This is a genomic window from Pseudomonas sp. W15Feb9B (assembly GCF_000828175.1).
Lineage (GTDB): Bacteria > Pseudomonadota > Gammaproteobacteria > Pseudomonadales > Pseudomonadaceae > Aquipseudomonas > Aquipseudomonas parakoreensis.
Genome location: NZ_JTKF01000007.1, coordinates 29,113 through 41,789 on the forward strand (window position 1 = coordinate 29,113; position 12,677 = coordinate 41,789).

The window sequence follows — 12,677 nt, forward strand, 5'->3', positions numbered from 1 at the left end:
GCCGGAGGCTGCGATCTTTTGATCTTGTTCTTTACAGGATCAAAAGATCGCAGCCTCGTTGCACTCGTCAGCTCCTACAGGTGGGGTGATGGTGATCAGCTAAAGAGTGCGATTTCCCCCTCCCTGCGCTAACCTGCGGCCATGTTTTACGAGGTCGACTATGCACATTCATATTCTGGGTATCTGCGGGACTTTCATGGGCTCGATGGCGGTTCTGGCCAAAGAGCTGGGCCATCACGTGACCGGCTCCGATGCCAACGTCTATCCGCCGATGAGCACGCAGCTTGAGGCCCAGGGCATTCAACTGACCCAGGGCTATGACCCGGCGCAGCTCGATCCGGCACCGGATCTGGTGGTGATCGGCAACGCCATGTCGCGCGGCAACCCGGCGGTGGAATATGTGCTGAACAAAGGCCTGCCGTACGTCTCCGGCCCGCAATGGCTGGCCGATCACGTGCTGCAAGGGCGCTGGGTGCTGGCGGTTGCCGGTACGCACGGCAAGACCACCACCAGCAGCATGCTCGCCTGGGTGCTGGAACACGCCGGCATGAGCCCGGGGTTCCTGATTGGCGGCGTGCCGCAGAATTTTTCGGTGTCGGCCCGTCTAGGCGGTACGCCGTTCTTCGTGATCGAGGCTGACGAGTACGACAGCGCCTTCTTCGACAAGCGTTCGAAGTTTGTCCACTACCGTCCGCGCACTGCGATCCTCAACAACCTTGAGTTCGATCACGCGGACATCTTCCCCGATCTGCCGGCCATCGAGCGGCAGTTCCACCACTTGGTGCGGACTATTCCGAGTGAAGGTCTGGTGATCCATCCGACCACCGAGCCGGCCTTGCAGCGCGTGATCGAAATGGGCTGCTGGACTCCGGTGCAAACCACCGGTGCCGGCGGTCAGTGGCAGGTCAAGTTGCTCAAGGACGACGGCTCGGCGTTCGAAGTGCTGTTCGAAGGTGAGTCCCAAGGCACTGTTGAATGGGAATTGACCGGCCAGCACAACGTGGCCAACGCCTTGGCTGCTCTTGCAGCGGCGCGGCATGTCGGTGTGGTGCCTGCGATGGGCATCGCCGGCTTGAGCGCGTTCAAGAACGTCAAGCGCCGAATGGAGAAGGTCGCCGAAGTGCGCGGCATCACCATCTACGACGACTTCGCCCACCACCCGACGGCCATCGCCACCACCCTCGATGGCTTGCGCAAGCGCATCGGCGACGCACCGCTGATCGCGATCATCGAACCGCGCTCCAACTCGATGAAGCTCGGCGCGCACCGTGACGGTCTGCCGGACAGCGTGGTCGATGCCGATCAGGTGATCTGGTATGCCCCGGCCAACCTCGGTTGGGATCTGGCAGCCACCGCGGCACTGTGCAGCGTGCCGTCGATTGTCAGCGACTCGCTGGAAGGCATCATCGAACGCGTGAAGAGCCAGGCCCAGCCCGGCACCCACGTGGTGATCATGAGCAACGGCGGCTTCGGCGGCCTGCACGGCAAACTCGCCGAGGCGCTGAAATGAACACTTTTGCCCAGAGCGGCGGCCCGGAACGCATCACGCTGGCGATGACCGGCGCGTCCGGCGCGCAGTATGGATTGCGCCTGCTCGACTGCCTGGTACGGGAAGATCGCGAAGTGCACTTCCTGATCTCCAAGGCCGCGCAACTGGTGATGGCCACCGAGACTGACGTCTCGCTGCCGGCCAAGCCGCAGATGATGCAGGCGTTTCTCACCGAGTACACCGGGGCAGCCACCGGGCAGATCCGTGTGTACGGCAAGGAAGACTGGATGTCGCCGGTGGCCTCGGGCTCCGGCGCGCCAGCGGCGATGGTTGTGGTGCCGTGTTCCACCGGTACCCTGTCGGCGATTGCCACCGGTGCCTGCAACAATCTGATCGAACGCGCAGCGGACGTCACCTTGAAGGAGCGTCGCCAGTTGATTCTGGTGCCGCGGGAGGCGCCGTATTCGAGCATTCATCTGGAACACATGCTCAAGCTGTCGAACATGGGCGTGACCATCCTGCCGGCCTCGCCGGGTTTCTATCACCAGCCGCAGACCATCGACGACCTGATCGATTTCGTCGTCGCGCGGATTCTCAATCTGTTGGGCATTCCGCAGGACATGCTGCCGCGTTGGGGCGAGCATCATCTGAGCAGCGATGAATAAGCTGTTGGTGATTGCGCTGGCGCTGCAACTGGCCGGCTGCGCCACCGCGCGCACGCTGGATGCCGCCAAGCCGGGGGCGCCGGTGGTGTATTCCGGGACACGCCTGGATTTGTACGCGATGAATGGCGGGTGCTGTGCGATGGATCGCTTCGGTGCTGAGGCGCCGAGTTATCCGGGGGTGGACCTGCCGGCGAGTGCGTTGCTCGATACGCTGCTGTTGCCGCTGTCGTTGCTGACCGTGATCGGCGTTGGGTTTCAGGCGACGGGTGGATTGTAGGGGAGTGCTGCGCACTCCTGTGGCGAGGGAGCTTGCTCCCGCTGGGCTGCGAAGCGGCCCCAAACCCCACGACTAAATCCTTCAGATACACCGCATTATTCAGGGCTGGCGACTGCTGCGCAGTCGAGCGGGAGCAAGCTCCCTCTCCACAAAGTCCTGCTGTTATTTGCCGAGCTTGCGCAGCTCATCCGACTCGACGATCCGCACCCCATCCTGTTCTTCCAGCGCCAGACGCCACATCGCCCGGGCCAGTTGGCAGGCTTCGATGCCGCGGTATTTGCCGGGAATCAATTTGGAAAACGGCGCGGCCAGTTGTTCGCCCAGGCGCGGCTCGGTGCGATCGCCCAGCAACAGCGATGGTCGGCAGATGGTCAGTTGCGGCCAGTCCTGCGCGCGCAACGCCTGCTCCATCTCACCTTTGACCCGGTTGTAGAAAATCGACGATTTCGGATCGGCGCCCAGTGCGCTGATCACGATCAGGTGCCGCGCGCCCATCTCCCGCGCACGTTTGGCGAACGCCACGACCATGTCCAGATCCACCGCGCGGAACGCGGCTTCGGAACCCGCCTGTTTGATCGTGGTGCCGAGGCAGCAATAGGCGATATCGACGCGACCACTGAGTTGCGGCAGAAACGCCTGCGGGTCGCCCACCGGGTTTTCCAGGTGCGGATGTTCCGCCAGTGGCCGGCGGGACGGGGCGAGCACGCGGGTGATCGTCGGCTCGTTGAGCAAACGGTCGAGCAGGTGCTCACCGGTCAGTCCGGTGGCTCCGGCAAGCAATACGTGCTGAGGCGTCAAGTACATAGTGTTTCTCCCTTGATACTGTTCAGCTTAGTTGCTGTTTGTGGCTCCGTCGTTCAACGCAGCACTCTGCAACGCTTTTCTGGCCTGCTGCTTACGCAGCAGTTGCCAGTGCGCCAGCACGGTTTTCGGTGCCCAGATTTGCGGCTCCGAGGCTTCGAAGTTGTCCGCCAGTTCGCGCTCTGCGACGGTGGCCTTGGCCAGTTTGAAGGCTTGCTCGAGGTCGTCGGTCTGGTTCAGCGCCTGAGCGAACAAGGCGTCGCCGAAGTAGGTGAAGTTGGCTTCTTCCGAGCAACCGAACGACACGCGGTCGGCTCGCGAGGCGGTCATGATCAGGGTGCGCTCATCTTTCAGCGCGGGGATGAAACCACCGGAATAGCACGATGAAATCACGATCACCTTGTCGCGATTCTTCAGCGGCGCCAGCACCGTGGCGAGTTCGTCGGCGGGCAGGTCGGCGAGCTCCATGCGCGGCTGGTCGAGCACCAGCTCGTGTTCGGCGGTGCCGTGGCTGGTCAGGTAGATGAACACCAGGTCTTCCGGGCCGCTGCGCTCTGCGAGGGTCTGCGCGGCGCGGCGCAGGTTTTCGCGGGTGGCCATTGGCCGGTCGGTGAGGTGGTCACGGTGGTTGACCAGACGAATCTGGCCGAAAGCGCCGAAACGTGTGGTGAGCATGTTGGCGACGTAGTCGGACTCGCGCAGGAACACGCTTTGCTTGCCGTCGCCACCGAGGGTCAGGGTGTACAGCTCCACCGCCGGGGTCGAGGCGGGCACGGCGGCCAGCGCGTTATCGAGCAGGCGGCCCTGGGCCAGCAGACCGAGTTCGAGGGTGTCGGGCAGCAGCTTGCCGTCGGCGTCACGCACGCGCTGACCGTTGATCCAGGTGCCGCTGAGTACGGTGCCGTCGGTCAGCACCAGGGTGCCGCGCCCGGCGTAGCTGTCGCTGTCGAACTCACCGATGTAGAAGCTGCCGTCAGACAGGTTCAAACGGCCCTGGCCGCTGAAGCGCCAGTCATTGAAATAGCCGATGTAGTGGCTGCCGTCGGCGCCGATCAATTCGCCCTTGCCGGTCAGCGCGCCTTCCTTGAACTGGCCGAGCCACACGTCGCCGTCGGCGTTTTCATAGCGACCTTTGCCGTGCAGTTGGCTGTTCTTGAAACCGCCGACATAGATGTCGCCATCGGCACTGTTGAACGTGCCATTGCCTTCGAGCTGGCCGTTGACGAAATGGCCGCTGAAGGTGTTGCCGCTGGCATCGCCGCGCTGGCCTTCGCCGTTGGGTTTGCCGTGGGCGAATTGGCCCTGATAGGCGCTGCCGTCGTCCATTTCCAGACGCCCCAGCCCGGAATACTGGTCAGCCTTGAACTCGCCACGGTAGGTCATGCCGTTTTCTTTCAGCGTGCCTTCGCCATCGCGTCGGCCCTGCTTGAAACCGCCGGTGTAACTGCTGGCATTGGTGGTCAGACTGCCTTGGCCGTCGAACAGGCCCTGCTGGAACTGGCCGCGATAAACCTCGCCGTTGCTGCCGTGCCATTCGCCCTGGCCATGCCATTGGCCCTTGTCGAACTGCCCGGCGTACCAACTGCCGTTGGGATAGTCGACGCGGCCCTGGCCTTGCAGCAAGCCGTTGACCAGTTCACCGCGATAGCGTCCGCCGTCCGGCAGGCGTGCATCCGGGGGCAGCAGCGATTCGCCGTCGCCGCACGCGGTGAGCATCAGGGTCAGGGCAAGGGGTGCAAGAGAAGCGAGTGGGCGCATAGCGGGATCCGGGCAATTAGGCGACCGAGTATGCCGCAGCCATGTGACCTTATACAGCCGGGAAAACAGCGCGGATGCGAAACAGCGTGCGCTGTTTCGCATCCGGTGACTCAAACGAAGCAGAGCGACAGCGGTTCGGCGATATAGGCCGGTTTGTCCGAGCCTTCTATCTCAAGCGTCGCGGTGGCCTTGAGCAGCCATTGACCGGGTTTTTTCTCGGTCACTTCGGCCAGGTCGACTTTCAGGCGCACTTTTGAATTGACCTTCACCGGCTGGATGAAACGCACGCTGTCCAGACCGTAATTGACCACCATCTTCAGGCCTTGCGGCAGCACGAGGATGTCTTCCATCAGTTTCGGGATCAGCGACAACGACAGGAAACCGTGTGCAATGGTGCTGCCAAATGGCGTTTGCGCGGCTTTGACCGGGTCGACATGGATGAACTGATAATCCCCGGTGGCTTCGGCGAACAGGTTGATGCGCTCCTGATCGATGGTGAGCCATTCGGAACGTCCGAGTTCCTTGCCGACATAATCTTTGAGCTCTGCAACGGGAACATAGGGCATTGAGACTCTCCTTGGGTTCATCGGTTTTATAGTTTTTCAGGTGGGGGATTTGACCGCCCTGCGAACCACTGTAGATCATCATGGCGTTTTGCTCCGGTCAACCGACCATGCTTTTGGCGAATGCCGATCCATAGCGCCGCCGTGCTTATAATGCCGAGGACTTGCGGGGGGAGATGTCTGATGTTGTTACGTGGCCTGACCATGCTGGTGCTGTTTCAACTGCTCGGCACGGCACTCAACCATTTGCTGTTGCCGGTGCTGCCGGGGCCGATCATCGGTCTGCTGCTGTTGCTGGTGTTCCTGATCATTCGCGGTGAAGTCGGCGAGCCGCTGAACCTCGCCGCCGGCAGCCTGTTGCGTTATCTGCCGTTGCTGCTGGTGCCGCCGGCGGTGGGCGTGATGGTTTATGCGAGCGACATTGCTGCTGATTTCTGGGCGATTGTCGGCGCGCTGGTGCTGTCGTTGATCCTGTCGATGGCCTTCGCCGGGGTGCTGATGCAACGGCTGGTCAAGCGTCACGCACCGAACTCGGAGGACGCTTGATGCTTTTCGATTGGCAAGGTGCCTGGGCTTCGGTGATTCATCATCCGCTGTTCGGCATCGGCATCACCCTCGGTGCCTATCAACTGGTGCTGGCGGCGTTCGAGAAAACCCGCTGGATCTTTCTGCAGCCGGTGCTGGTCTCCATGCTGTTGGTGATCGGCGTGCTGGTCGGCTGCGGCCTGACGTATGCCGAGTACCGCAAGAGCACCGAGATCCTCAGCATTCTATTGGGCCCGGCGACGGTGGCGTTGGCGGTGCCGTTGTATCTGAACCTCAAGCGCATCCGCCAATTGTTCTGGCCGATTTTTACTACGCTGGTGATAGGCGGGGTAGTCGCCACGGGCATGGGCGTGTTGCTCGGCTGGTGGTTCGGCGCCGAGCACATGATTTTGATGACCATGGCGCCAAAGTCGGTGACTTCGCCGATTGCGATGCTGGTGGCCGAGCAGATCGGTGGCGTGGCGGCGCTGGCGGCGGTGTTCGTGTTGATCACCGGGGTGATTGGCGCGATCTTCGGCCCGGCGTTGCTGACCCGGCTCGGCGTGCACAGTCCTGAAGCGCGGGGCATGGCGCTGGGCATGACCGCACACGCGGTCGGCACCTCGGTGGCGCTGCAGGAAAGCGATGAGTGCGGCGCCTTCGCGGCGCTGGCGATGAGTCTGATGGGCGTGGCCACGGCAGTGTTCCTGCCGTTGGCGGTGTCGATGGTGGTCTAAGGAAATGTCTATGAGTCTGCCGCTTTTCCCGCTGAACACAGTGCTGTTTCCCGGCTGCAACCTCGACTTGCAGATCTTCGAGGCGCGCTACCTGGACATGATCGGCCGCTGCATGAAACAGGGTGGCGGCTTTGGCGTAGTGTGCATCCTCGACGGCCACGAAGTCGGCGTCGCGCCCGAAGGCTTTGCCCTGGTCGGCTGCGAGGCGCGGATCACCGATTTTCAGCAACAGGACAACGGCCTGCTGGGGATCCGGGTGCAGGGCGGGCGGCGTTTTCAGGTATTGCGCACAGAGGTGCAGCGCGATCAGTTGATCCTCGCCGACGTCGAATGGCTGGACGATGAGCCGGAGCAACCGCTGCAGGACGAAGACGCCGATCTGGTAGCGCTGCTCAAGGCCTTGGCCGAGCACCCGATGGTCGAGGCGCTGAACATGGGCACCGAAGCGCTGGGGCAGCAGTCGCTGGCCAATCAACTGGCGTATCTGCTGCCGTTCGCCGAAGAAGACAAGATCGACCTGCTGCAACTCGACGATCCGCAGCAGCGACTGGATGCGATCCAGGCGCTGCTCGATGAGCTGCAGGGCGAGCTGTTCGCCTGAGTATCAGTAGGCGTAACGCAACATCGTGTCCGGTAGATGCCGCAGAACGAACAGGCTGAACAGCACCAGCAGTGCCGGCAGAATCAGCCACCAGACCTTGAACGGCATGGCATTGAGCGGCGCCTTGCGCTGACTCAGCCACAAGCCCGCCGCACACACGCATGCCGCCAGCATCGCACCCGCCAGAATATCTGTCGGCCAATGCGCGCCCAGATAGACTCGCGACAAAGCAATCGACAGCGCCGGAATGCAGCCGAGCAGCAGCCAGGTCAGGCGCATGCGCGGCGGTTGGCCGCGACCGGCGAGGACCGCGAGCACCAGAAACAGTGCGAACGAACCGGAGGCATGGCCGCTGGGCATGCTGTAGCTGGTCAGCGGATCGGTCAGCACTTCCGGGCGGACCCGGGCGAAAAACTGTTTGGTGACGGTGTTCAGTAGCGCGGTGCACAGCAGCACGCCACCGGCAAAGATTGCCTGGCGCCATTGCCGACACAGCAGCAACAGGCCGGTGAGCAGGGCGCTGAACATCAGCATGTTGCGGAATTCACCGATCAGGGTGAACGTCACCGCAATCTCGTCCAGCATCGGTTGGCGATGTTCCTGCACCAGGGTCATCACGCCCTGGTCAAGGGCGTGCAGATACGGATAGCCAATAAACAGGCCGATCAGAATCAACAGGCTCATGCTGCTGATCCAGATCGTCGCCCGGCGATGCTGGCGCAAGCTGCTGTTGACGCTCAGGCCGACCATCACTGCGATACTGGCGGCGACGATGCCGGCCTGCAGCCAGAAACCTTCCGGCAGCGGCAAGCGGATCGCCGCGCCGGTGGCCCAGCCCGGCAGCAGGTAGGCGACGCTCCAGCCGGCCGCCGCCAGCAGGCTGACGGCGGCGAAGCGCGGGAAGGGCATGTCGCACATCCCGGCGACCATCGGCAGCATCGGCCGCAGCGGACCGATGAAGCGCCCGACCAGCAGACTGGCGATGCCGTAACGCTGGAAGTAGGTTTCAGCCCCGGCCATCCATTCCGGATGGTGGCGCAAACCCGGCAGGCGGCGGATGTTCTGGTGGAAGTGGCGGCCCAGGTAATACGACACCGCATCGCCCAGAATCCCGCCGAGGAAGCCCAGCAGCAGGGTTTCACTCAACGACAGTGCACCGCTGCCGGCCAGTACGGCCACGGCAAACAACAGCACGGTGCCGGGCACGATTATTCCGGCAATGGCCAGACACTCCACGAATGCGACGATAAACACCGCAGCGGCCAGCCACTGCGGATTGGCCGCCAGCCATCCGGTTACGCTATCGAGCCATGGGCCCATACCAAAAAACTCCAAACCATTGATGATCCCTGTAGGAACTGCCGCAGGGTTACGTGTTTACAACAGGAAATAATCGCGCCCTTCGACCTGACCCCGGCGCAACGGGTTCCGCGTGCACCACTGGGCATACGTGGCGTCGACGAAGCGGTACATCAGGTGTTCGTCGCGGCCCTGGGGGATGCCCAGGCGTGTGGTCTGAATGATCTGCGTCGGCGCCGGGCCGGTGTCTTCCACCAGCAGCAGTTCATGGTCGAAACGCTTGGCGTCCCACATCGGCACTTTCAGCCCAAGCGCCTTGCACAGCAGTGTCTGCCCGGCGCACAGCTTTTGCGAAGGACGCGGGCGGCCTTGGGCATCGGGATTGTTCAGCAGCATCTGCGCCAGGCTCGCCGGCCCGCTGACCTCATCGACCCACGGGTAGGCGGATTTGATCAGCACCGCATTGCCCGGCCCCTGAGCGCTGAAGTTCAGTGAATCGCCGCCACGGGCGTAATACATATAGATGTGTCCGCCATCCAGAAACAAAGCCTTACGCTTTTCCGTGTAACCGAGCGATGCATGACTGCCTTTTTCCGCGCAGTAATAGGCTTCGGTTTCGATGATCCGGGCACTGAGCCATAGATCGCCGACCCGGTGGCGGATGACTTTGCCGAGCAGATCGCGGGCCAGTACTTGCGCGTCACGGTCGAAAAAATTGTCCGGAAGGCCCAGTGGCAGGCGCTCGGCGGTGGCGCGAACGGTCAGGTTGGACATGGCAAACGGTGTTTATCCAGACGAAGGAGGTCGTGATGATAACAATCCGCGGCTTAATTACGGCTGAACGTCGGCAAATTGCAGTCCATTTCGACCATCCGCCTGTCACCGCTGTTAGTCCCGGGACGCGACAGCTATAATCTGCCGCTTTCCTCTTTGCCAAGACCCCAGCAGACCATGACTGAGTCCGTTCTTGACTACATGACCCGATTGGGTCGCGCCGCCCGCGAAGCTTCCCGGGTCATCGGCCGTGCCAGCACCGCGCAGAAAAACCGCGCCCTGCAGGCTGCTGCCAATGCGCTGGACGCTGCGCGCGCCGAGCTGGCCGCAGCCAACGAACAGGATCTGGCCGCCGGTCGCGCCAATGGTCTGGAGCCAGCCTTGCTGGAACGTCTGGAACTGACTCCCGCGCGCATCGACGGGATGATCGTCGGCCTGCGCCAGGTGGCAGCACTGCCGGATCCGGTCGGTGCGATCCGTGACATGAGCTTCCGCCCGTCCGGCATTCAAGTCGGCAAGATGCGCGTGCCGCTGGGTGTGATCGGGATCATCTACGAATCCCGGCCCAACGTGACCATCGATGCCGCCAGCCTGTGCCTGAAGTCCGGTAACGCGACCATCCTGCGCGGTGGTTCCGAGGCGATTCATTCCAACCGGGCGATTGCCGCGTGCATCCAGCGCGGTCTGGCCGAGGCCGAATTGCCGGCAGCCGTGGTGCAAGTGGTCGAAACCACCGACCGCGCTGCCGTCGGCGCGATGATCACCATGCCCGAGTACGTCGACGTGATCGTGCCGCGCGGTGGCCGTGGCCTGATCGAGCGCATCAGCCGTGACGCCCGCGTGCCGGTGATCAAGCACCTGGACGGCATCTGCCACGTTTATGTCAGTGCCCACGCCGATCTGGCGAAAGCCCAGCGCATCGCCTTCAATGCCAAGACTTACCGTTATGGCATCTGTGGCGCGATGGAGACCCTGCTCGTCGATCAATGTGTTGCCAAGGATTTCCTGCCGTCGATGGCAGCCCAGTTCCGCGAAAAAGGCGTCGAGCTGCGTGGCTGCGAGCGCACCCGGGCGATCATTGACGCGAATGCGGCCAGCGAGGACGACTGGAGTACCGAGTATCTGGCGCCGATCCTGTCGATCCGCGTGGTCGACGGACTGGACCAGGCCATTGACCACATCAACCATTACGGCTCGCACCACACCGACTCGATCGTCAGCGAAAACCTCGCCGACACCCGACGTTTCGTCGCGGAAGTCGACTCGGCGTCGGTGATGATCAACACCCCGACGTGCTTCGCCGATGGATTCGAATACGGATTGGGTGCCGAGATCGGCATTTCTACTGATAAGCTGCACGCCCGCGGCCCGGTGGGTCTCGAAGGGCTGACCTGCGAGAAGTACATCGTGGTCGGTGATGGCCAGTTGCGCGGCCAGGCGACGGTCTGACTTGACCGACCTCGACCTGACAGCGCCGCAAACCGGCAGCGAGTCTCGCCCGCAACGCATTGGCGTACTGGGCGGCACGTTCGACCCGGTGCACATCGGCCATTTGCGCGGTGCGCTGGAAGTCGCCGAAGCACTGGCGCTTGACGAGTTGCGCATGATGCCCAGCGCCCGGCCGCCGCATCGCGATACGCCGCAAGTGTCGGCGCAGGATCGGCTGGCCATGGTTGAGTGTGCGGTGGCCGGAGTGCCGCCGCTGGTGGTGGACGCCCGCGAATTGCAGCGGGACAAGCCGTCCTGGACCATCGATACCCTGGAGTTGATGCGTGCCGAAATGGCCGCCGAGACCCAGGTTTTTCTGCTTTTGGGCTGGGACGCATTTTGCGGCCTGCCCACTTGGCACCGCTGGGAGGAGTTGCTCCAGCATTGCCATATCCTGGTGCTACAGCGCCCGGACGCCGACAGCGAACCGCCGGATGCCTTGCGCAACCTGCTGGCAGCGCGTTCGGTGAGCGACCCGCTGGCCCTCAAAGGGCCGAGCGGACAGATTGCATTCGTCTGGCAGACACCGCTCGCGGTTTCCGCCACCCAGATCCGTCAACTGCTGGCCAGCGGTAAGTCGGTACGTTTCCTGGTGCCCGACGCGGTCCTGGCCTACATCGATGCGCACGGTCTGTACCGTGCGTCGAACTGAACAAGGCGTGCTTCACTGATACGAATCCACGTATCGCCAAGCCGCCGAATACATGAGCAAAACGAGTTTTATATGACCGACAAAGATGTAAGCAAAGTCAAGCGCAAAGGCACGTTCAAGAGCGCACCGCTGCCGGAAGTCGCCAATACCAACGAGCCGCTCAAGGGCGACGAGCTGGTCAAGGTTGCCGTGGCCGCCCTGGAAGACGTCAAGGCACAAGACATCCAGATCATCGATGTTCGCGACAAGCAGAGCATTACCGACTACATGATCATCGCCACTGGTACGTCCAATCGCCAGATCAACGCGATGCTGGACAAGGTCCGTGAAGAAGTCAAAAAGCAAGGCGCCAAGCCGCTGGGCGAAGAAGGCAAGGGCGACAGCGACTGGGTGCTGCTCGACCTCGACCTGGTGATCGTGCACATGATGACTGCCTCGGCGCGTCAGTTCTACGACCTGGAGCGCCTGTGGGCCGGTGCCGAGCAAAGCCGTGCGGCAGACGCCAAGCACCACAGCCCGGAAAACACCCACGAGCATTTCACCAAGCTCAACAAAGACCAGCTGTAAGGGATTGCTGTGCGACTGCGACTGATCGCCGTCGGTTCACGCATGCCCAAGTGGGTGGAAGAAGGCTGGCATGAATATGCCAAGCGTCTTCCGTCCGAACTGGCGCTGGAACTGGTGGAAATTCCGCTCAATACCCGTGGCAAGAACGCCGACGTGGCCCGTTTCATCCGCCAGGAAGGCGAAGCCATGCTGGCCAAGGCCGGGCCGAACGAGCGGATCGTCACGCTGGAAGTCCACGGCAAGCCCTGGAGCACCGAGCAACTGGCGGTCGAACTCGACCGTTGGCGGCTGGATTCGCGCACGGTCAACTTCATGGTCGGTGGCCCCGAAGGGCTGGCGCCGGAAGTCTGCGCTCGCGCCGACCAGCGCTGGTCGTTGTCGCCGCTGACCTTGCCGCACCCGCTGGTGCGGATCCTGATCGGCGAACAGCTGTACCGTGCCTGGACCGTGCTGTCCGGTCACCCTTACCACAAGTAGTCCT

Annotated in this window: 15 protein-coding genes; 10 read left to right on the top strand and 5 right to left on the bottom strand. The window is 62.6% G+C overall.

Annotated elements, in window-relative coordinates; all coding sequences use genetic code 11:
• Nucleotides 1–160 precede the first annotated feature (160 nt).
• Genes mpl through OC71_RS04645 form a run of 3 tightly spaced genes read left to right on the top strand, consistent with a single transcriptional unit; the run spans nt 161 to nt 2,431 of the window.
• Entirely contained in the window at nt 161–1,510 is a 1,350-nt protein-coding gene (gene mpl, locus OC71_RS04635) for a UDP-N-acetylmuramate:L-alanyl-gamma-D-glutamyl-meso-diaminopimelate ligase (RefSeq protein WP_041064965.1), read from the top strand.
• Entirely contained in the window at nt 1,507–2,154 is a 648-nt protein-coding gene (gene ubiX, locus OC71_RS04640) for a flavin prenyltransferase UbiX (RefSeq protein WP_041064969.1), read from the top strand. Before mpl ends, ubiX begins: the two co-directional genes overlap by 4 nt.
• Nucleotides 2,147–2,431 (top strand): YceK/YidQ family lipoprotein, encoded by a 285-nt coding sequence (locus OC71_RS04645; protein ID WP_007968135.1) that lies wholly within the window; start codon nt 2,147–2,149, stop codon nt 2,429–2,431. Before ubiX ends, OC71_RS04645 begins: the two co-directional genes overlap by 8 nt.
• Nucleotides 2,432–2,593: 162 nt before the next feature.
• On the opposite strand, the gene OC71_RS04650 is transcribed toward OC71_RS04645, so the two are convergent.
• The 3 genes from OC71_RS04650 to OC71_RS04660 all read right to left on the bottom strand — a co-directional run bounded on the left by OC71_RS04650 (nt 2,594) and on the right by OC71_RS04660 (nt 5,556).
• Nucleotides 2,594–3,235, bottom strand: coding sequence for an oxidoreductase (locus OC71_RS04650; protein ID WP_007968134.1), 642 nt, complete (start codon nt 3,233–3,235; stop codon nt 2,594–2,596).
• A gap of 27 nt (nt 3,236–3,262) precedes the next feature.
• Entirely contained in the window at nt 3,263–4,990 is a 1,728-nt protein-coding gene (locus OC71_RS04655) for a C13 family peptidase (protein ID WP_041064974.1), read from the bottom strand.
• A 110-nt stretch (nt 4,991–5,100) separates the two neighbouring features.
• Nucleotides 5,101–5,556 (bottom strand): MaoC family dehydratase, encoded by a 456-nt coding sequence (locus OC71_RS04660; RefSeq protein WP_003228575.1) that lies wholly within the window; start codon nt 5,554–5,556, stop codon nt 5,101–5,103.
• A 180-nt stretch (nt 5,557–5,736) separates the two neighbouring features.
• Between OC71_RS04660 and OC71_RS04665 the strand changes: the two genes are divergently transcribed.
• Genes OC71_RS04665 through OC71_RS04675 form a run of 3 tightly spaced genes read left to right on the top strand, consistent with a single transcriptional unit; the run spans nt 5,737 to nt 7,416 of the window.
• The gene (locus tag OC71_RS04665; RefSeq protein WP_007960615.1) at nt 5,737–6,099 is read left to right on the top strand and encodes a CidA/LrgA family protein; all 363 of its coding nucleotides are present in this window, start codon (nt 5,737–5,739) and stop codon (nt 6,097–6,099) included.
• Nucleotides 6,099–6,815: an LrgB family protein gene (locus OC71_RS04670; protein ID WP_007960614.1), complete on the top strand. Its 717-nt coding sequence runs from the start codon at nt 6,099–6,101 to the stop codon at nt 6,813–6,815. Before OC71_RS04665 ends, OC71_RS04670 begins: the two co-directional genes overlap by 1 nt.
• 10 nt (nt 6,816–6,825) lie before the next feature.
• Entirely contained in the window at nt 6,826–7,416 is a 591-nt protein-coding gene (locus OC71_RS04675) for an LON peptidase substrate-binding domain-containing protein (RefSeq protein WP_007960613.1), read from the top strand.
• A gap of 3 nt (nt 7,417–7,419) precedes the next feature.
• On the opposite strand, the gene OC71_RS04680 is transcribed toward OC71_RS04675, so the two are convergent.
• Complete coding sequence (locus tag OC71_RS04680) at nt 7,420–8,736, bottom strand: bifunctional DedA family/phosphatase PAP2 family protein (protein ID WP_041064980.1); 1,317 nt, start codon at nt 8,734–8,736, stop codon at nt 7,420–7,422.
• A gap of 57 nt (nt 8,737–8,793) precedes the next feature.
• The gene (locus OC71_RS04685; RefSeq protein WP_041064983.1) at nt 8,794–9,489 is read right to left on the bottom strand and encodes a DNA-3-methyladenine glycosylase; all 696 of its coding nucleotides are present in this window, start codon (nt 9,487–9,489) and stop codon (nt 8,794–8,796) included.
• A gap of 177 nt (nt 9,490–9,666) precedes the next feature.
• On the opposite strand from OC71_RS04685, the gene OC71_RS04690 reads away from it, so the two are divergent.
• The 4 genes from OC71_RS04690 (at nt 9,667) to rlmH (ending at nt 12,673) form a co-directional block, all read left to right on the top strand.
• Nucleotides 9,667–10,938 (top strand): glutamate-5-semialdehyde dehydrogenase, encoded by a 1,272-nt coding sequence (locus OC71_RS04690; protein ID WP_041064986.1) that lies wholly within the window; start codon nt 9,667–9,669, stop codon nt 10,936–10,938.
• On the top strand, nt 10,907–11,629 hold the full coding sequence (gene nadD / locus OC71_RS04695) for a nicotinate-nucleotide adenylyltransferase (protein ID WP_041064989.1): 723 nt from the start codon (nt 10,907–10,909) through the stop codon (nt 11,627–11,629). The genes OC71_RS04690 and nadD overlap by 32 nt, the downstream gene beginning before the upstream one ends.
• A 72-nt stretch (nt 11,630–11,701) precedes the next feature.
• Nucleotides 11,702–12,196: a ribosome silencing factor gene (rsfS, locus tag OC71_RS04700; protein ID WP_007960601.1), complete on the top strand. Its 495-nt coding sequence runs from the start codon at nt 11,702–11,704 to the stop codon at nt 12,194–12,196.
• 9 nt (nt 12,197–12,205) lie between these two features.
• A complete protein-coding gene (gene rlmH / locus OC71_RS04705) occupies nt 12,206–12,673 on the top strand; it encodes a 23S rRNA (pseudouridine(1915)-N(3))-methyltransferase RlmH (RefSeq protein ID WP_039594316.1) in 468 nt (155 codons plus the stop codon).
• Nucleotides 12,674–12,677 lie beyond the last annotated feature (4 nt).